13 protein-coding genes and 1 tRNA gene are annotated in these 17,510 nt (G+C 63.4%); 13 read left to right on the forward strand and 1 reads right to left on the reverse strand.

The annotated features are described in order from the left end of the window. Window positions 1–25: 25 nt before the first annotated feature. Window positions 26–295 (reverse strand): 30S ribosomal protein S20, encoded by a 270-nt coding sequence (gene rpsT, locus ACZZ0O_RS12545; RefSeq protein ID WP_002807888.1) that lies wholly within the window; start codon window positions 293–295, stop codon window positions 26–28. Between the two features lie 116 nt (window positions 296–411). Here rpsT and murJ point away from each other — a divergent pair, with 116 nt between their 5' ends. From murJ to ACZZ0O_RS12610, 13 genes are all read left to right on the forward strand, one after another. Then, window positions 412–2,016 carry a murein biosynthesis integral membrane protein MurJ gene (murJ, locus tag ACZZ0O_RS12550; protein ID WP_463590911.1) on the forward strand — a complete coding sequence of 535 codons (1,605 nt, stop codon included), beginning with the start codon at window positions 412–414 and terminating at the stop codon, window positions 2,014–2,016. A gap of 272 nt (window positions 2,017–2,288) precedes the next feature. Further along, window positions 2,289–3,377: a bifunctional riboflavin kinase/FAD synthetase gene (locus ACZZ0O_RS12555; RefSeq protein WP_463590912.1), complete on the forward strand. Its 1,089-nt coding sequence runs from the start codon at window positions 2,289–2,291 to the stop codon at window positions 3,375–3,377. A 6-nt stretch (window positions 3,378–3,383) separates the two neighbouring features. Continuing rightward, window positions 3,384–6,215 (forward strand): isoleucine--tRNA ligase, encoded by a 2,832-nt coding sequence (gene ileS, locus ACZZ0O_RS12560; protein ID WP_463590913.1) that lies wholly within the window; start codon window positions 3,384–3,386, stop codon window positions 6,213–6,215. 299 nt (window positions 6,216–6,514) lie between these two features. Beyond that, the gene (lspA, locus tag ACZZ0O_RS12565) at window positions 6,515–7,033 is read left to right on the forward strand and encodes a signal peptidase II (RefSeq protein WP_055845533.1); all 519 of its coding nucleotides are present in this window, start codon (window positions 6,515–6,517) and stop codon (window positions 7,031–7,033) included. 64 nt (window positions 7,034–7,097) lie between these two features. Next, on the forward strand, window positions 7,098–8,048 hold the full coding sequence (gene ispH / locus ACZZ0O_RS12570) for a 4-hydroxy-3-methylbut-2-enyl diphosphate reductase (protein WP_463590914.1): 951 nt from the start codon (window positions 7,098–7,100) through the stop codon (window positions 8,046–8,048). 140 nt (window positions 8,049–8,188) lie between these two features. Continuing rightward, window positions 8,189–8,264: transfer RNA gene (locus ACZZ0O_RS12575), tRNA-Thr, on the forward strand. A gap of 360 nt (window positions 8,265–8,624) precedes the next feature. Next, window positions 8,625–9,560 (forward strand): ubiquinol oxidase subunit II, encoded by a 936-nt coding sequence (cyoA, locus tag ACZZ0O_RS12580; protein WP_115512260.1) that lies wholly within the window; start codon window positions 8,625–8,627, stop codon window positions 9,558–9,560. Next, window positions 9,560–11,560 (forward strand): cytochrome o ubiquinol oxidase subunit I, encoded by a 2,001-nt coding sequence (gene cyoB / locus ACZZ0O_RS12585; protein WP_055845528.1) that lies wholly within the window; start codon window positions 9,560–9,562, stop codon window positions 11,558–11,560. Before cyoA ends, cyoB begins: the two co-directional genes overlap by 1 nt. Next, window positions 11,557–12,189, forward strand: a complete 633-nt coding sequence (cyoC, locus tag ACZZ0O_RS12590; protein WP_181112921.1) for a cytochrome o ubiquinol oxidase subunit III — start codon at window positions 11,557–11,559, stop codon at window positions 12,187–12,189. Before cyoB ends, cyoC begins: the two co-directional genes overlap by 4 nt. Further along, complete coding sequence (gene cyoD, locus ACZZ0O_RS12595; RefSeq protein WP_005989936.1) at window positions 12,189–12,524, forward strand: cytochrome o ubiquinol oxidase subunit IV; 336 nt, start codon at window positions 12,189–12,191, stop codon at window positions 12,522–12,524. The genes cyoC and cyoD overlap by 1 nt, the downstream gene beginning before the upstream one ends. 170 nt (window positions 12,525–12,694) lie before the next feature. Continuing rightward, a complete protein-coding gene (locus ACZZ0O_RS12600) occupies window positions 12,695–14,575 on the forward strand; it encodes a M61 family metallopeptidase (RefSeq protein ID WP_463590915.1) in 1,881 nt (626 codons plus the stop codon). Between the two features lie 198 nt (window positions 14,576–14,773). Beyond that, window positions 14,774–16,165 carry a DNA repair protein RadA gene (gene radA, locus ACZZ0O_RS12605; RefSeq protein ID WP_115527328.1) on the forward strand — a complete coding sequence of 464 codons (1,392 nt, stop codon included), beginning with the start codon at window positions 14,774–14,776 and terminating at the stop codon, window positions 16,163–16,165. 280 nt (window positions 16,166–16,445) lie between these two features. Continuing rightward, the gene (locus tag ACZZ0O_RS12610; protein WP_463590916.1) at window positions 16,446–16,832 is read left to right on the forward strand and encodes a DUF805 domain-containing protein; all 387 of its coding nucleotides are present in this window, start codon (window positions 16,446–16,448) and stop codon (window positions 16,830–16,832) included. The last annotated feature ends 678 nt before the right edge of the window (window positions 16,833–17,510 follow it).

A 17,510-nucleotide genomic window follows, 5' to 3' on the forward strand; every position in this document is an offset into this window, starting at 1 on the left:
TTCCGGTAGCGTCGCAGCTGATCGCTTACGCGGCCTTGATGGCCTTGATGCGAGCGGTCAGACGGCTCTTGTGACGCGCAGCCTTGTTCTTGTGAATCAGGCCACGGGCGCTGAAACGGTCGAGGATGGGCTGAGCAACGGCGAAAGCAGCTTCGGCGCCTGCAGCATCGTTGGCGTCAAGGGCCTTGATCACCTTCTTGACGGCGGTGCGCAGCATCGAGCGCTGTCCGGTGTTGCGCTCATTGCGCACAACGGTCTGCTTGGCGCGCTTCTTGGCGGACTTGATATTGGCCACGGTGGTGGGTTCCTGAAGAATCGGTATGGTGGAAAAAGCAAGCGCGAAAGTATGATGGACCTAGATATGTACGTCAAGTCAGTTGTCAAGAGGGATGCAGCGTGAGCAAGCCTGGCATGTTGAGAGGCCTGCTCTCATTCAGCAGTATGACCATGGTGTCGCGGGTGCTGGGGCTGGTGCGCGACCAGGTCATCACCACCACCTTCGGCACCAATGCGTTGACCGATGCGTTCTGGACGGCCTTCCGGGTCCCCAATTTCCTGCGTCGGCTCTTCGCCGAAGGGTCCTTCGCCACCGCCTTCGTGCCGGTGTTCACCGAGGTCAAGGAAACCCGGCCGCATGCCGAACTGCGCGAACTGATGTCGCGCGTGGCTGGCACCCTGGGTGGAGTGCTGCTGCTGGTCACCGCGCTGGCGCTGATCTTCGCACCGCAGTTGGCCACGCTGTTCTCCAGCGGCGTGGACACCGACCCGGCCAAGCATGGCCTGCTGGTGGACCTGTTCCGTCTGACCTTTCCGTTCCTGCTGTTCGTCTCGCTGACCGCGCTGGCCGGCGGGGCACTGAATAGTTTCCAGAAGTTCGCCATGCCGGCGCTGACCCCGGTGATCCTCAACCTGTGCATGATCGCCGGCGCCGTGTGGCTGGCGCCGAAGCTGGGCGGCACTCCGGAAAAGCAGATCCTCGCGCTGGGCTGGGCGGTGCTGGCGGCAGGCATGCTGCAGTTGCTGTTCCAGCTGCCTTCGCTGAAAGGCATCAACCTGCTGACCCTGCCGCGCTGGGGCTGGCAACATCCAGGCGTGCGCAAGGTACTGACCCTGATGGTGCCGACCCTGTTCGGCTCATCGATCGCGCAGATCAACCTGCTGCTGGACACTGTCATCGCGGCCAGGCTGACCGATGGCTCGCAGTCGTGGCTGTCGCTGGCCGACCGCTTCCTGGAGCTGCCGCTGGGTGTATTCGGGGTGGCGCTGGGCACGGTGATCCTGCCGGCGCTGGCGCGCCATCACGTCAAGACCGACCGCAGCGCGTTTTCCGGTGCGCTGGATTGGGGCTTCCGCACCACGTTGTTGATCTCAGTGCCGGCAATGCTCGGCTTGCTGCTGCTGGCCGAGCCGCTGGTGGCGACGTTGTTCCAGTACGGCCAGTTCACCGCCTTCGATACGCGGATGACCGCGATGTCGGTCTACGGCCTGAGCTTCGGCCTGCCGGCCTACGCCATGCTCAAGGTGGTGCTGCCGGCGTTCTACGCCCGCCAGGACACCCGCACCCCGGTGCGTGCCGGCGTAGCGGCGCTGATCGCCAACATGGTGTTCAATTTCGCGTTGCTGGCGGTGGTCTACCAGATCATGGTGCCCCCCGAGCTCAAGGCGCAGGGCGTCATGCAGGCGCTGGGCAAGCAGCCGGGCCTGCACCTGGCGCTGGGCATAGCGAGCGCGCTGTCGAGTTATCTCAACCTGGCTTTGCTGTGGTACTGGCTCGGCAAGTCCGGGGTGTACCAGCGCCGGCCGGGGTGGGGCGGCTATGCAGCGCGCCTGCTGCTGGCATGCGCGGCGATGGTGACGGTGCTGTTGGGCCTGCTGTGGTGGCTGCCATCGTTCACCGTGATGGAGAAGTGGGATCGTATCGGTTGGCTGGCGGTGCTGGTCGGCAGTGGCGGGCTGACCTATGTGGTCGCGCAACTGGCGTTGGGCTTGCGGCCGCGGCATCTGCGCGAGAGCTGAGTCGCGGATGCCGAACGCTGCAATGGCCCCCTGGCGAGTGCAGCCGGTGTCTGCAGTCGGCAAGGGCCGCACAGCCGGGGCAGGTCTGCCGCGGTCTGTGCCGGCGTTGCGGCCAGGGAGCGATTGCAGGCCGCCGCCTGCATAGGCTGCGGTCTCTGCCGACGCTGCGCGCGTCCGGTGCGCGGCCATGCGGCTTGACAGGCACGGCTATACTTACGGGTTATGTATCAGCGAGGGTCGGCCGCCAAGCCGGCATCTGTTTGGATCGAGGAATGAGCAGGCTGTTTAGAGACGTCGAGGGCGGGACGCTGTTCCCGCACGGAAGCGTGGTCTGCATCGGCGCCTTCGATGGCCTGCACCTGGGGCATCGGACGTTGGTGCAGCACGCCGTCGCGCGTGCGCGTGCGCTGGGCGTGCCAGCGGTAGCGTTGAGCTTCGAGCCGCTGCCGCGCGAATTTTTCGCCCCGGCCGCGCCGCCGCCGCGCCTGACCCTGGCGCGCGCCAAGATCGAAGGCCTGTACGACTTCGGTGCCGACAGCGTTGGCCTGATTCGTTTCGACGGCCGCTTGTCGGCCATGCGTGCAGAAGATTTCGTACGCCTGGGGCTGGTTGGCCGGCTATGTGCGCGCGAAGTGTGGATCGGCCCGGAATTCCGTTTCGGTCATCGGCGTGGCGGCGATATCACCTTGCTGCGTGCGTTGGGTGAGCAGCATGGATTTGTGGCTGGCGAAATCACGCCGGTGCACCTGCATGGCGAACGAATTTCTGCCACGCGCATTCGCGAGCTGCTGGGTGCCGGCGAGTTCGTTCCTGCCGGCGAATTGCTCGGCCGCCCGTATGCCATCGGTGGGCGGGTAGTGCGCGGCAAGCAACTGGGGCGCACGCTGGGCTACCCGACTGCCAATCTGCGTTTTCCGCGTACCCCGGCGTTGTCGGGCATCTACGCGACCTGGGTACATGGCGTAGCCGAGCGGCCGTGGCCATCGGTGTCCAGCTTCGGAACGCGGCCCACCGTGGCCGGCGTGGAGCCATTGTTGGAAGCGCACCTGTTCGATTTTCAGGGCGATTTGTACGGCCGGCATATCGAAGTGGAATTCGTCGCCAAGCTGCGCGACGAAGAAAAGTTCGATGGGCTCGACGCGCTCACCGTGCAGATGCACCGCGATGCCGAGCAGGCGCGTGCCGTGCTCAAGGCGAGTCCCTCGCGACTGCGTGCTGCCGATGAAAGCGTTGCACGCTCCGCCGGTCTTTCCATGGAGGGGCAACACGGCGGTTCTTCGCACCGCTCTGCAGACGCAGACGCCGTCGATGCCACTCCCTCGCAACATCCCCGTACATCACCTCACGCAGCGCAACGGTAGATTCCTGTGACCCAAGACTACAAAGCCACTCTCCATCTGCCTGCGACGGAATTCCCGATGCGCGGCGACCTGCCCAAGCGCGAGCCGGCGATGCTGGACCGCTGGGAACGCGAGGGGCTGTATGCGCAGCTGCGCGCCAACGCGGCAGGGCGCCCGCTGTTCGTGCTGCACGACGGCCCCCCGTATGCCAATGGCCAGATCCATCTGGGCCATGCGGTCAACAAGATCCTCAAGGACATCATCGTCAAGTCGAAGTATCTGGCTGGATTCGATGCGCCGTACATCCCCGGCTGGGATTGCCACGGCCTGCCGATCGAGATTGCGATCGAAAAGAAATACGGCAAGGTCGGCGTCAAGCTTGACGCGGCCGAGTTCCGTCAGAAGTGCCGCGAATACGCGACCGAGCAGATCGATCTGCAGCGGCGCGACTTCAAGCGCCTGGGTGTGGTCGGCGATTGGGACAACCCGTACAAGACGCTGGATTTCCGCTTCGAAGCCAACGAAATCCGCGCGCTGGCCAAAGTGGTCGATAACGGCCATCTGACCCGCGGCGTCAAGCCGGTGCATTGGTGCTTCGATTGCGGCTCGGCACTGGCCGAGGCCGAGATCGAATACGCCGACAAGGTGTCGCCAACCGTGGATGTTGCCTATCCGGCACGCGATCCGGCGGCGGTCGCTGCTGCGTTCGGCGCCAGCCTGCCGGCAGGCACCAGCGTGGCGGTGCCGATCTGGACCACCACGCCGTGGACGCTGCCGGCATCGCTGGCAGTGAGCCTGGGTGCGGAGCTCGATTACGTGCTGGTCGAAGGCCCGGCCGATCGCGGTCAGCCGCGCTGGCTGGTGGTGGCCGAGGCCCTGGCGGCCAGGGTGCTGGCGCGCTATGGCGTGGACGACGTGACGGTGCATGGCCATGCCAAGGGCGCCGTGCTGGACCAGATGCTCCTCAATCACCCCTTCTACGCCGAGCGCGAGATCCCGCTGCTGCTGGGCGAGCACGTCTCTGCCGAGGAAGGCACCGGTGCCGTGCATACCGCACCCGGTCATGGTCAGGAGGACTATCAGGTGTCCAAGCAGTACGGCCTGCTGGAGCGCTACAGCGCCGCGCAGATCAATCCGGTGGACGGGCGTGGCGTGTATCTGCCCTCCACGCCGCCGCTGGGCGACACCGTGCTGGCCGGTCTGCATATCTGGAAGGCCAACGACGTCATCATCGACGCGCTGCGCGACACCGGCGTGTTGCTGGCCGCCAGCAAGATGGAGCACAGCTACCCGCATTGCTGGCGCCACAAGACGCCGATCGCGTTCCGCGCCACGCCGCAGTGGTTCATCTCGATGGAGCAGGCCAACCTGCGTGCCGATGCGCTCAAGGCCATAGAGCAGGTGACCTGGTACCCGGCGTGGGGCCAGGCGCGCATCGCCGGCATGGTCGAAGGCCGCCCGGATTGGACCATCTCGCGCCAGCGCACCTGGGGCGTGCCGATCGCTTTGTTCGTGCATCGCGAAACCGGCGAGCCGCATCCGCGCAGCACCGAATTGCTGCGCCAGGTGGCCGACCGCGTAGAGCTGGGCGGCGTGGACGTGTGGTACACGCTGGACGCGGCCGAACTGCTGGGCGATGAAGCGGCCGACTACGACAAGATCACCGACATCCTGGATGTGTGGTTCGACTCCGGCGTGACGCATGAGGCAGTGTTGGTGGACCGCGGCCTGCCCAAACCGGCCGACCTGTATCTGGAAGGCTCCGACCAGCACCGCGGCTGGTTCCAGTCCTCGCTGCTGAGCGGCGTGGCGATGGACAAGGCGGCGCCCTACAAGCAGTGCCTCACCCATGGCTTCACCGTGGACGAGCACGGCCGCAAGATGTCCAAGTCAGACAAAAACGGGATCGAGCCGCAGGAGATCATCAAGACCCTGGGCGCGGATATCCTGCGCCTGTGGATCGCATCGGCCGATTACAGCAGCGAAATGTCGCTGTCGCAGGAGATCCTCAAGCGCAACGCCGACGCGTATCGCCGCCTGCGCAATACCGCGCGCTTCCTGCTCGGTAATCTGCATGGCTTCGACCCGCTGCAGCATCTGGTGGCGCTGGACGACATGGTGCTGCTGGACCGCTGGATCGTGCATCGCGCGCATGAGCTGCAGGAAAAGATCGTCGCCGCCTATGCGCGCTACGACTTCGCCGAGATCGTGCAGGCGCTGCTGAATTTCTGCAGCGTGGACCTGGGCTCGTTGTACCTGGACGTCACCAAGGACCGTCTGTACACGATGGCCGAAGACGCGCGCGGTCGCCGCTCGGCGCAGAGCGCGATGTATCACGTGGCCGAGGCATTCGTGCGCTGGGTGGCGCCGGTGCTGACCTTTACTGCCGAAGAGTTGTGGGCGTATCTGCCGGGCGAGCATGTCGGCAACGTGTTGTTCGCTACCTGGTACGACGGGCTGGCGCCGCTGCCTGCCGCTGCCGCGCTCACCAGTGCGGATGTCGACAAGTTGCTGGCCCTGCGCGAGCAGGTGTCCAAGGTGCTGGAGCCGATGCGTGCCAATGGCGCCATCGGTGCGGCGCTGGAAGCGGAGATCACTGTGGCCGCCGATGCGCAGACCGCCGCGCGCTGGCAGCCGCTGGCCGAGGAACTGCGCTTTTTGTTCATCAGTGGCGACGTCACCGTGACCGCGGCCAGTACCGACGACATCTTCGTCAGCGCGCAGCCGACCACCAAGGCCAAGTGCGTGCGCTGCTGGCACCACCAGGCCAGCGTGGGCAGCGATGCGCGGCACCCGGAACTGTGCAGCCGTTGCGTCAGCAATATCGAAGGCCCTGGCGAGGAGCGTCGCTGGTTCTAGCGTCGCTGGTTCTGATGTCGTGATTGCTTCTCCCGCGAGCGGGAGTCCGTTTCAATACACCTTCTCCCGCAAGCGGGAGTCCGTTCCAATTATTCCTTCTCCCGCAAGCGGGAGTCCGTTCCAATTATTCCTTCTCCCGCAAGCGGGAGTCCGTTCCAATTATTCCTTCTCCCGCAAGCGGGAGAAGGTGGCGCGCAGCGCCGGATGAGGGCCGCGATGGCGCATTCGGCGTTGCTTGCCGATTTGCCCGTCGGGCAGCTTCTCCCGAACCCGGGAGTAGCAACAGTTAAGGTGATTCCATGACCGCAAGACCCAAACCCTCTGCCTTGATCTGGCTCGTGCTGTCGGCCGTCGTAATCGGCCTGGACCAGTGGAGCAAGGCCTGGGTGCTGTCCAGCCTGCCCGAGTACACCCCGGTGCCGGTCATCGACGGCTTCTGGAACTGGTACCGCACCTATAACACCGGCGCAGCCTTCAGCTTTTTGAGCGATGCCGGCGGCTGGCAGCTGTGGTTCTTCACCGCGTTGGCGGTGGGTATCAGCGGCCTGCTGGCGTTCTGGCTGTCGCGCACCGCCCGCGGCGAATGGCGCAGCGCGCTGCCCTACGCGCTGGTGATCGGCGGGGCGATCGGCAATGTGATCGACCGGCTGATGCACGGCCACGTGGTCGATTTCATTCAGTGGTACATCGGTAGCCATATCTGGCCGTCATTCAATATCGCCGACTCGGCCATCGTGGGCGGTGCCATCGGGATTGCCGTGTTTGGGCTGTTCGACAAGGGCGGCAAGCGCGAGCCGGGAATCGGGAATCGCCCCTGAAGCCCGGCTACCGACGCGCTCCGCTTGCTCCGACCCTCTTCTCCATTCCCGTAGAATGCTCGCCATGGATGTCCTGCTCGCCAATCCCCGTGGTTTTTGTGCCGGTGTCGACCGTGCGATCGAGATCGTCAAGCGCGCGATCGAGACGCTGGGCGCGCCGATCTATGTACGCCATGAAGTCGTGCACAACCGCTTTGTGGTCGACGACCTGAAGCAACGTGGCGCGATTTTCGTCGAAGAGCTCGACGAGGTGCCCGATAACGCCACGGTGATCTTCAGCGCACACGGCGTCTCGCAGGCGGTGCGCCAGGAGGCTGAGCGCCGTGGCTTGAAGGTGTTCGACGCTACCTGCCCGCTGGTGACCAAGGTGCATTTCGAGGTCGCGCGGCACTGCCGGGCCGGCCGCGATGTGGTGCTGATCGGCCATGCCGGGCATCCGGAAGTAGAAGGCACCATGGGCCAGTGGAGCCGCGAGCGCGGCCCGGGCACGATCTATCTGGTGGAAGATATCGATCAGGTCGCCACGCTGCAGATCAATCAGCCGGAAAATTTGGCGTACACCACCCAGACCACGCTGTCGGTCGACGACACCATGGGCATCATCGAGGCGCTGCGCGCACGCTACCCGGCGATGCAAGGGCCGCGGCACGACGACATCTGCTACGCCACCCAGAACCGCCAGGACGCGGTGCGCGATCTGGCGCGGCAGTGCGATCTGGTGCTGGTGGTCGGCTCGCCCAATAGCTCCAATTCCAACCGGCTGAGCGAACTCGCCCGCCGCGACGGGGTGGAGTCGTATCTGATCGATAACGCCAGCGAGATCGATCCGGCCTGGATCGTCGGCAAACAGCATATTGGCCTCACTGCCGGTGCGTCCGCCCCGCAGGTGCTGGTCGATGGTGTGCTGGCCCGGTTGCGCGAGCTGGGTGCGGGAGGCGTGTCCGAACTGGAAGGTGAGCCCGAATCGATGGTGTTTGCACTGCCCAAGGAACTGCGGCTGCGTCTGGTCAGCTGACCGCGCGTCGATGGCCAACGTTGGCCGCGGCAGAGTGAGCAGCGTTTGGGTACCGCCACGTCACCGGCGCCGGCCACGGCAGCCGCCCGCCCCTGGGGCGATTGACCAGCCCCCGGCTCCGCTCCTACAATGCACGGCTCGCCGGAATAGCTCAGTTGGTAGAGCGGCGCATTCGTAATGCGTAGGTCGTAGGTTCGATTCCTATTTCCGGCACCATCGCTTCAGCACTGGGTCGGCCCTTGGCCGGCCCAGTTGCGTTTTTGGCCTCTGCAGGCGCAATTTCACCCAGTTGTCGCATGCATTGCAGTGCGATTGCAGGCCGCAACGACGGCCATCACAGCACCCATCTTGGCTTACGCTGCGCTGCGACAACATGTCGCACGATTTTGCGCGCATTTATTGCGGCAGATCATTGCCAATGGGTTTCGTGCAGGTGCAGCAAAGACTAAAATTAGCGCGCTAACTCGTGTCTTCGGTCTGCGCGGGCCCGCCTTCAACAGGGAAGGGCATCGTCGGACATCTCCCTTGCCGGAGACGATGCGCGCGGCTGGCGTTCCTTCGCACTTGGATCGACCGATGATTCCGCTGAAACATCTCGGGCGTTTACTTCGTCCAGGTCTGATGTTGCCCTTCCTGCTGTTGGCAGGGTGCAACTCGGCCATCCTCAATCCGAAAGGCCAGATTGGCCACGACGAGAAGCAACTGCTGATCACCTCCGTGGTGCTCATGCTGATCGTGGTCATCCCGGTGATCGTGATGACGATTGCGTTCGCGTGGAAATATCGCGCATCCAACACGAAGGCGCGCTACGAGCCGGATTGGTCGCACTCCACCGCCATCGAAGTGGTGGTGTGGTCGATCCCGTGCGTGATCATCCTGGTGCTGGCGGTGCTGACCTGGCGCTCGTCGCATGCGCTGGACCCGTACCGGCCGCTGGATTCGGACGTCAAGCCGCTCAACATCGAAGCGGTGTCGCTGGACTGGAAGTGGATGTTCATCTACCCGGATCAGAACATCGCCACCGTCAACGAGATCGCGTTCCCGGTGCATACGCCGCTGAACTTCAAGATCACCTCCGATACGGTGATGAACTCGTTCTTCATTCCGCACCTGGGCACCATGATCTACGCGATGGCGGGCATGGAAACCAAGCTGCATCTGGTGGCCGACGAGCCCGGCGAATACTTCGGCCTGTCGACCAACTACAGCGGTCACGGCTTTTCGAAGATGAGCTTCAAGGCGCATGCGGTCGATCAGGCCGGCTTCGACGCGTGGGTGGCCAAGGTCAAGGCATCGCCGACGTCCTTGAATGCCGCCGAATATCAGGTGTTGGCTGCCAATCGCAACGACAAAGAACAGTATCCGGTCACCTACTACTCGTCGGTGCAGGACGGCATGTTCCGGTCGCTGGTCGACAAATACATGAATGGTCCTGGCCATAGCAAGGGCCATGGCGACCATGAGGCATCGGCTGCAGAGCCGGTCGCCATGTGCACTTCTGGAGACAAGTGATGCTAGGCAAACTTACCATCGAGGCGGTTCCGTACCACGAGCCGATCATCATGATCGCGCTAGGTGGTGCAGGCCTGCTCGGCCTGCTCATCGCGGGCGCCATCACCAAGTACAAGCTGTGGGGCTACCTGTGGAAGGAGTGGTTCACCTCGGTGGATCACAAGCGCATCGGCGTGATGTACATCATCGTGGCGCTGGTCATGTTGCTGCGCGGTTTTGCCGATGCGGCCATGATGCGTACCCAGCAGGCATTGGCGGGTAACGGTGGCGAAGGCGTTCTGCCTCCACACCATTACGACCAGATCTTTACCGCGCATGGCGTGATCATGATCTTCTTCATGGCCATGCCGTTCATGACCGGCCTGTTGAACCTGATCGTGCCGCTGCAGATCGGTGCACGCGACGTGGCGTTTCCGTTCCTGAACTCGCTGAGCTTCTGGCTGTTCGTGGCCGGCGCAGCGTTGATCAACATCTCGCTCGGCGTCGGTGAATTCGCGCAGACCGGTTGGCTGGCGTATCCGCCGTTGTCGGGGCTGGAATACAGTCCAGGGGTCGGTGTCGATTACTACATCTGGGCGTTGCAGGTCTCAGGGTTAGGTACGTTGCTGACCGGCGTGAACTTCTTCGTGACGATCATGCGGATGCGCGCGCCGGGCATGACCCTGATGCGCATGCCGATCTTCACCTGGACCGCGTTGATCACCAACATCCTGATCATCGCTGCGTTCCCGATCCTCACCGTGGCGCTGGCGCTGCTGGGTGCCGACCGTTACCTGGGCACGCACTTCTTCACCAACGACGGTGGCGGCAACGCCATGATGTACGTCAACCTGATCTGGATCTGGGGTCACCCGGAGGTCTACATCCTGATCCTGCCGGCGTTCGGCATCTTCTCCGAATTGATCGCCACCTACAGCCGCAAGCGCTTGTTCGGCTACACCTCGATGGTGTACGCCACCTCGTGCATCGGCGTGCTGTCGTTCGTGGTGTGGTTGCATCACTTCTTCACCATGGGCTCGGGTGCCAACGTCAATGCCTTCTTCGGCATCACGACGATGATCATCTCGATTCCGACCGGCGTGAAAATCTTCAACTGGTTGTTCACCATGTTCCGCGGTCGCGTGCACATGACCTCGCCGGTGCTGTGGACCATCGGCTTCATCATCACCTTCACCATCGGCGGCATGACCGGCGTGATGTTGGCGATTCCGGCCGTGGACTTTGTGCTGCACAACAGCCTGTTCCTGATCGCGCACTTCCATAACGTGATCATCGGCGGCGTGGTGTTCGGCTACCTGGCAGGTCTGACCTACTGGTTCCCGAAGGCGTTCGGCTTCAAGCTCAACGAGAAGATCGGCAAGGCCTCGTTCTGGTGCTGGATCATCGGTTTCTTCGTGGCCTTCATGCCGTTGTACGTGCTCGGCTTCATGGGCATGACCCGTCGCATGAGCACCTACAACCATCCCGAGTGGGCGCCGTGGCTGTATGTCGCTGCGGCCGGTGCTGCGATCATCGGCATGGGTATCTTCCTGAATCTGCTGCAGATCGTTTACAGCGTGTGGAAGCGCAAGGAGCACATGGACTACACGGGCGATCCGTGGGATGGCCGTACGCTGGAGTGGGCAACCTCTTCGCCGCCGCCGTTCTACAACTTCGCCGTGCTGCCGCACATCGACGACCGCGATCAGTTCTGGGCCGACAAGCAGAATGGCAAGGGCTGGGTGCGTCCGTCCAAGTACGAGCCGATCCATATGCCGCGCAATACCGGTGCAGGCGTGTACATGGGTGCCTTCAGCGTGCTGATGGGCTTCGGTCTGATCTGGCACATCTGGTGGCTGGCCATCCTCGGCCTGGTGGGCATGATCGGTAGCTTCATCGTGCGCACCTTCGACGACGACATCGATTACTGGGTGCCGGCCGATGAAGTGGAGCGCATCGAAAACGCGCGCTTCGCCCTGCTCGAACAGCAACAGGCGGCGCAGGCCGCGAAGGTGGTATGACCATGGCTTCCTCGACCACGCTTGACCACGCCGCCCACGCGGGCGGCCACGATCACGACCACGAGCATCACGACGGCGGTGGCAACACCGTCTTCGGGTTCTGGGTCTATCTGATGAGCGACTGCCTGCTGTTTGCCGGTCTGTTCGCCACCTATGCGGTGCTCTCCGGCGCCACGGTGGACGGGCCGACCGCCAAGGAGCTGTTCGATCTGAAGTTCGTGTTGGTGGAAACCTTCCTGCTGTTGTTCAGCAGCTTGAGCTTCGGCTTTGCGATGATCTCTGCGCACAAGCGCAGCATGACCGGCCTGTATGGCTGGCTGGGCGTGACCGCGCTGCTGGGTATCGGTTTTCTGTGCATGGAAGTCTGGGAGTTCAATCACCTGATCCATGAAGGTGCCGGCCCGGGGCGCAGCGCGTTCCTGTCCGCCTTCTTCACCCTGGTCGGAACCCACGGTTTGCACGTGGCGTCGGGCCTGTTGTGGATGGCAGTGCTGGTGATCCAGATCTCCAAGAACGGCCTGACTGCGCGCAACAGCACGCGTCTGGCCTGCCTGAGCCTGTTCTGGCACTTCCTGGACATCATCTGGATCGGTGTGTTCACCGTCGTCTATCTGCTGGGAGCGCTGTAATGGCCAATCACCACCACACCGAGACCGCGGCCGATGCGCATGCCGGCGGTTTGAAGTCCTATCTGATCGGCTTCGTCATGGCCGTCATCCTCACCGTCATCCCGTTTGCGATGGTGATGAGCGGGGCGTTCTCCAAGGGCGTCACCATCGTCGTGATCTCGGTCATGGCTGCGGTGCAGATGCTGGTGCACATGGTCTACTTCCTGCATATGGATCGCACACCCGAGCAGCGCTCCAACGTGCAGGTGGGCCTGTTCTCGCTGCTGATCATCGGCATCGTGATCGTCGGTTCGCTGTGGGTGCTGCACAACATGAACGTCAACATGATGCATTGAGACGGCGCCACGCCGGATCGCGTCATGCTGTTATGAAGAAGGCCGCCAGCGATTGGCGGCTTTTTTTTGCGCATGAATTTGCCTGCGGCATGACCAATGGCATACGGGGAAGCCGTGATGGGCGCTTAGCATCGTGGGCTTGCCTGTTTCAGGTCACCCGCGGAGTTGCGATGAAGATGCCCACCCTGTTGTCCGTGTCGTTGCTGGCAGCGCTGTCGTTGCCCGCCGCCGCGCAAACCGCGCCGCCGCAGGACGTGCCGTTCGACGGCACCTTGAAGATCGACGTCGATGCCACCGACCTGGCGCACCGCATCTTCAAGGTCAAGACCACCATGCCGGCAAAGCCCGGCCCGATGACGCTGCTGTATCCGCAGTGGATTCCCGGCAACCACTCGCCCACCGGTCCGATCGACAAGCTGGCCGGTCTGGTGATCAAGGTCGATGGCAAGGTGGTGCCATGGACTCGCGACCAATTCGACGTCTATGCGTTCAAGGTGGATGTGCCCCAGGGCGCCACCGAGCTGGTGGCCGAGTTCAAGTTCCTCTCTCCGCAGGCCCCCAACCAGGGCCGGGTGATGATGACTCCGGAGATGCTCAACCTGCAGTGGAACACCACGGCGCTGTATCCTGCCGGCGTCTTCGCACGCAACATCAAGGCGCAGGCCAGCGTGACGCTGCCAGCCGGCTGGAGCTATGCCACGGCGCTGGAAACCGACCGCCGCGTCGGCGACACGGTGACCTTCAAGCCGATCGATTTCGATGATCTGGTCGATTCGCCGATGTTCGCCGGCAAGTACTACAAGCGCGTGGAGCTGAGCGCCGGCAAGCAGCCGGTCTACCTCAACGTATTCGCCGACGAAGCCAAGTCGCTGGACGCCAAGCCCGAGCAGATCAAGGCGCATGCCTCGCTGGTGCAGCAGATGGACAAGCTCTACGGCGCGCGGCATTTCGATCACTACGAATTCCTGCTGGCGCTGACCAAGAAGTTGGGCGGCATCGGCCTGGAGCATCATCGCTCCAGCGAAAACAGCGGTGTGCCCACTTACTTCACCGAGTGGGACAAGAGCTGGACCGGGCGCGACCTGCTCGCACACGAATTCAACCATTCCTGGAACGGCAAGTACCGCCGCGGCGCCGATCTGGCCACGCCCAACTTCAACGTGCCGATGGGCGACAGCCTGCTGTGGCTGTACGAGGGCCAGACCCAGTTCTGGGGCGAAGTGATGTCCGCACGTTCGGGCCTGTGGACGCAGGATCAGGCGCGCGAGATCCTGGCCGGCGTGGCGGCCAGCTATGAGCGCGGCCGCCCCGGCATGGCCTGGCGCACGGTGCAGGACACCACCAACGACCCGACCATGTCGATGCGCCGTCCCAAGGCGTACCGCAGCTATCAGATGGCCGAGGACTATTATTCCGGCGGCCAGATGATGTGGCTGGAAGTGGACAGCAAACTGCGCGCGCTGACCAACAACAAGCGCTCCATCGACGATTTCGGCAAGGCGTTCTTCGGCATGAAGAACGGCGATTGGGACGTCAATCCGTACACCTTCGACGACATCGTCGCCACGCTCAATGGCGTGGCCGCCTACGACTGGGCGAGCCTGTTGCGTAGCCGCATGGACGGGCATGGTTCGTTGAACGGCGGCATTGAAGCCAACGGCTGGAAGCTGGTCTACAACGAGGAGCCGAATCTGGCCACCAAGGCCGACGAGAGCGACGACAAGGACGCCAGCCTGACCTATTCGCTTGGACTGTCATTGAAAGCCTCGGGCGATATCAGCGATGTGCTGTGGGACGGCCCGGCCTTCAACGCCGGCTTGATCGCAGGCAACACGATCATGGCGGTCAACGGCCGTGCCTTCAGCAGTGAGGTGATCAAGGACGCGATCAAGGCGGCCAAGGGCACCACCGCGCCGATCGAGTTGCTGGTCAAGCGCGGCGATCGTTACGACACCGTGCGCATCGATTACCACGGTGGTCTGCTGTATCCGCATCTGGAACGCATCGCCGGCACGCCTGACCGTTTGAGTGAGTTGTACAAGGCCAGGTAAGTGCATGGCTGATGTGCGCGCGTAGGCGCATGTCGACAACGCAGCCGCAGGGGCGACGGACGTCGATCCTGCGGTTTTTTTGTGGCTGCAGAATCAGAACTTCCCGATCGCAGGTCGGCCGCGCGATGCAGCGCCGTCGCGCATGCTGAGACCGTCAGCCACTATCCTGTCGCATCAACGACAACAGGCAAGACGACGATGGCGAAGGCGAAGACGGCCTATGTCTGCGGCGAGTGCGGCGCCGAGTACTCCAAATGGCAGGGGCAATGCACCGAATGCGGTGTGTGGAATACGCTCAGCGAAATCGTGCTGGAAAGTGCCACCCCTGGCGGCAAGGCCTCGCCTGCGGCGTCGCGTCGCAGTGGTTGGGCCGGCAAGACCGAGGCGCCCAAGATCACTGCGCTCAAGGATGTGCAGCAGTCCGAACAAGCGCGCGTGTCCACCGGCATCGGCGAGTTCGATCGCGTGCTGGGCGGTGGCCTGGTCGAAGGTGCGGTGGTGCTGATCGGCGGCGACCCGGGGATCGGCAAGTCGACGCTGCTGTTGCAGGCGCTGGCCAGCATGGCCTCAACGCTGCCGGTGCTGTACGTCACCGGCGAGGAGTCGCTGGCGCAGGTAGCCGGGCGAGCGGTGCGGCTCGATCTGCCGCTGGAAGGCTTGAACGCCCTGGCCGAAACCGGCATCGAAAACATCCTGCAGCACGCCAGCGTGGCGCGGCCGAAACTGATCGTGGCCGACTCGGTGCAGACCTTGTGGACCGAATCGTTGACCGCAGCACCTGGGTCGGTCAGCCAGGTGCGCGAGAGCGCGGCGCGGCTGGTGCGCTATGCCAAGGAGACCGGTACGGCGGTGTTCCTGGTCGGGCATGTGACCAAGGAAGGCGGCATCGCCGGCCCGCGCGTGCTCGAGCACATGGTCGATGCGGTGCTGTATTTCGAAGGCGAAAGCGGCAGCCGGTTCCGCCTGCTGCGCGCGTTCAAGAACCGCTTCGGCGCGGTCAACGAGCTGGGCGTGTTCGCGATGGGCGAGAAGGGCCTCAAGGAGGTCTCCAACCCGTCGGCGATCTTTCTGTCTGGCGGCAGTACCCAGCAGCCCGGCAGTTGCGTCATGGTGACCCGTGAAGGCACCCGGCCGCTGATGGTGGAAGTGCAGGCGCTGGTGGATGCCTCGCCGCTATCCAATCCACGCCGGGTGGCGGTGGGATTGGAGCAGAACCGGCTTGCGATGTTGTTGGCGGTGCTGCATCGGCATGGCGGCATCGTGGTGGGCGACCAGGACGTGTTCGTCAACGTGGTCGGCGGCATTCGCGTGCAGGAGACCGCGGCCGATCTGCCGGTGTTGCTGGCGGTGCTGTCCTCGCTGCGCGATCGGCCGTTGTCCGAGAAGACGATTGCCTTTGGCGAAGTCGGGTTGTCCGGCGAGATCCGTCCGGTACCCAATGGCGAGGACCGTCTGAAGGAGGCCGCCACCCATGGCTTCAAGCGCGCGATCGTGCCGCGTGCCAACGCACCGAAGACGGCCAGCATCAAGGGGATGGAGATCATCGCGGTGGAGCGGCTGAGTCAGGCGCTGGAGGCCGCGGCCGACTGAGGTGTGCGACTGCGACTGCGCCGGGGGGCAGGGACGGGGCAGGCTGTCCGGCCAAGCGCGGGTTCGCGCAGTGGGCTTTACCAGCAGGCAGCGTCAAACATTGCCATCGCCTGACGCTCCCCAGCAGAGCCGGCGACCGTCCGTCGGCTGGCGCCCGGCAATTTGCATGTGGGTGTGAAGAAAACGTTTTCACCAGAGTGCGGCTATGGCACCATGCGCGGCCCGTTGCACTGTGCACCGGATCACAAACACCGCTGACTGCTCGTACTGGAGAACCACGATGGAATGGATGTTGTTGCCGCTTAAGCGTTACGCCGACTTCGAAGGTCGTTCGCGTCGCAAGGAATACTGGATGTTCATGCTGCTGCAGGTGATCGTTCTGGTCGTGCTGGGCATCATGTTTGGTATCGCAGCGGCGGTGATGGGGGGCGAGAACGGCCCCGGTCCGCTGGCATGGGTGGTCGGCGCCATCATCGCAATCTTCTTGTTGGCGCTGATCGTGCCCAGCATTGCCGTGACCGTGCGCCGGCTGCACGACCAGGACAAGTCGGGCTGGTTCTATCTGATCAGCTTAGTGCCTTACGTCGGCGGGTTTATCGTGCTCGTGTTCATGTGCCTGGACGGCACGCCGGGCCCGAACCAGTACGGTGAGAGCCCGAAGCAGTAATCGCTTCGCGCGAAGTGGATTGAACGATGGCGCAGGAATTCCTGCGCCATCGTCGTTTATGCGGTTTGGAGCGACCAGGCAAGCGTCGCGAGCGGTGGTCAGGTCAGGTCGCGTAGACCGCGCGAAGAAGTCGCAATGTCGCGTGGTACCTGCTGATCTGCAGCACGGGCTGCGCTGCCGCGCTGATTGCATGGCGTACCGAGCACGCCATCGCCGGGCGCAATCACGGCGACGCGCTGTGGCCGCATCGAGCCGATTGCCGCCCGATGGTTGCGTAGTCGTTCTGTCAGTTGCCCTTTGGCGTCTGCACTGGGCTAGCTGCTCCAGCGGAGCGGCCCTAAGCGCAATCGGTTGTACCTCGGCCAATGCAGGTGGTTCTCGTGCATGCAACCGGGCGAGCTGCATTCCGCAAGATGACAAGGCAGCAAGCCTGCAAGGCGCCTCACTTGGCTGATTCCCAGCGTGGGAGAGCGCATGAGCAGCGCAGCGGCCTGCAGTCCATCTGTGCCGATGGAACTCCTGTCGGTTCCTGTTCAAGTCAGCCTAAACAGTTCGAAACTGAAGTTAATCGGATAACTCAAGTTCGCTGAAAATCGCAACTAAGACCGCATGACGCCGTCGCTAGTGAATGCACGTCGCTACCGTCGCTATCCGCAATGCAGTTACCCCGATACCTGC

It is taken from the genome of Xanthomonas sp. AC360 (assembly GCF_979258225.1).

What these genes read in the sequence shown, in the direction of transcription:
- murJ (WP_463590911.1), top strand. Translation starts at nt 412, where the DNA reads ATGTTGAGAGGCCTGCTCTCATTCAGCAGTATGACCATGGTGTCGCGG.
- ACZZ0O_RS12555 (WP_463590912.1), top strand. Translation starts at nt 2,289, where the DNA reads ATGAGCAGGCTGTTTAGAGACGTCGAGGGCGGGACGCTGTTCCCGCAC.
- lspA (WP_055845533.1), top strand. Translation starts at nt 6,515, where the DNA reads ATGACCGCAAGACCCAAACCCTCTGCCTTGATCTGGCTCGTGCTGTCG.
- ispH (WP_463590914.1), top strand. Translation starts at nt 7,098, where the DNA reads ATGGATGTCCTGCTCGCCAATCCCCGTGGTTTTTGTGCCGGTGTCGAC.
- cyoA (WP_115512260.1), top strand. Translation starts at nt 8,625, where the DNA reads ATGATTCCGCTGAAACATCTCGGGCGTTTACTTCGTCCAGGTCTGATG.
- cyoB (WP_055845528.1), top strand. Translation starts at nt 9,560, where the DNA reads ATGCTAGGCAAACTTACCATCGAGGCGGTTCCGTACCACGAGCCGATC.
- cyoC (WP_181112921.1), top strand. Translation starts at nt 11,557, where the DNA reads ATGACCATGGCTTCCTCGACCACGCTTGACCACGCCGCCCACGCGGGC.
- cyoD (WP_005989936.1), top strand. Translation starts at nt 12,189, where the DNA reads ATGGCCAATCACCACCACACCGAGACCGCGGCCGATGCGCATGCCGGC.
- ACZZ0O_RS12600 (WP_463590915.1), top strand. Translation starts at nt 12,695, where the DNA reads ATGAAGATGCCCACCCTGTTGTCCGTGTCGTTGCTGGCAGCGCTGTCG.
- radA (WP_115527328.1), top strand. Translation starts at nt 14,774, where the DNA reads ATGGCGAAGGCGAAGACGGCCTATGTCTGCGGCGAGTGCGGCGCCGAG.
- ACZZ0O_RS12610 (WP_463590916.1), top strand. Translation starts at nt 16,446, where the DNA reads ATGGAATGGATGTTGTTGCCGCTTAAGCGTTACGCCGACTTCGAAGGT.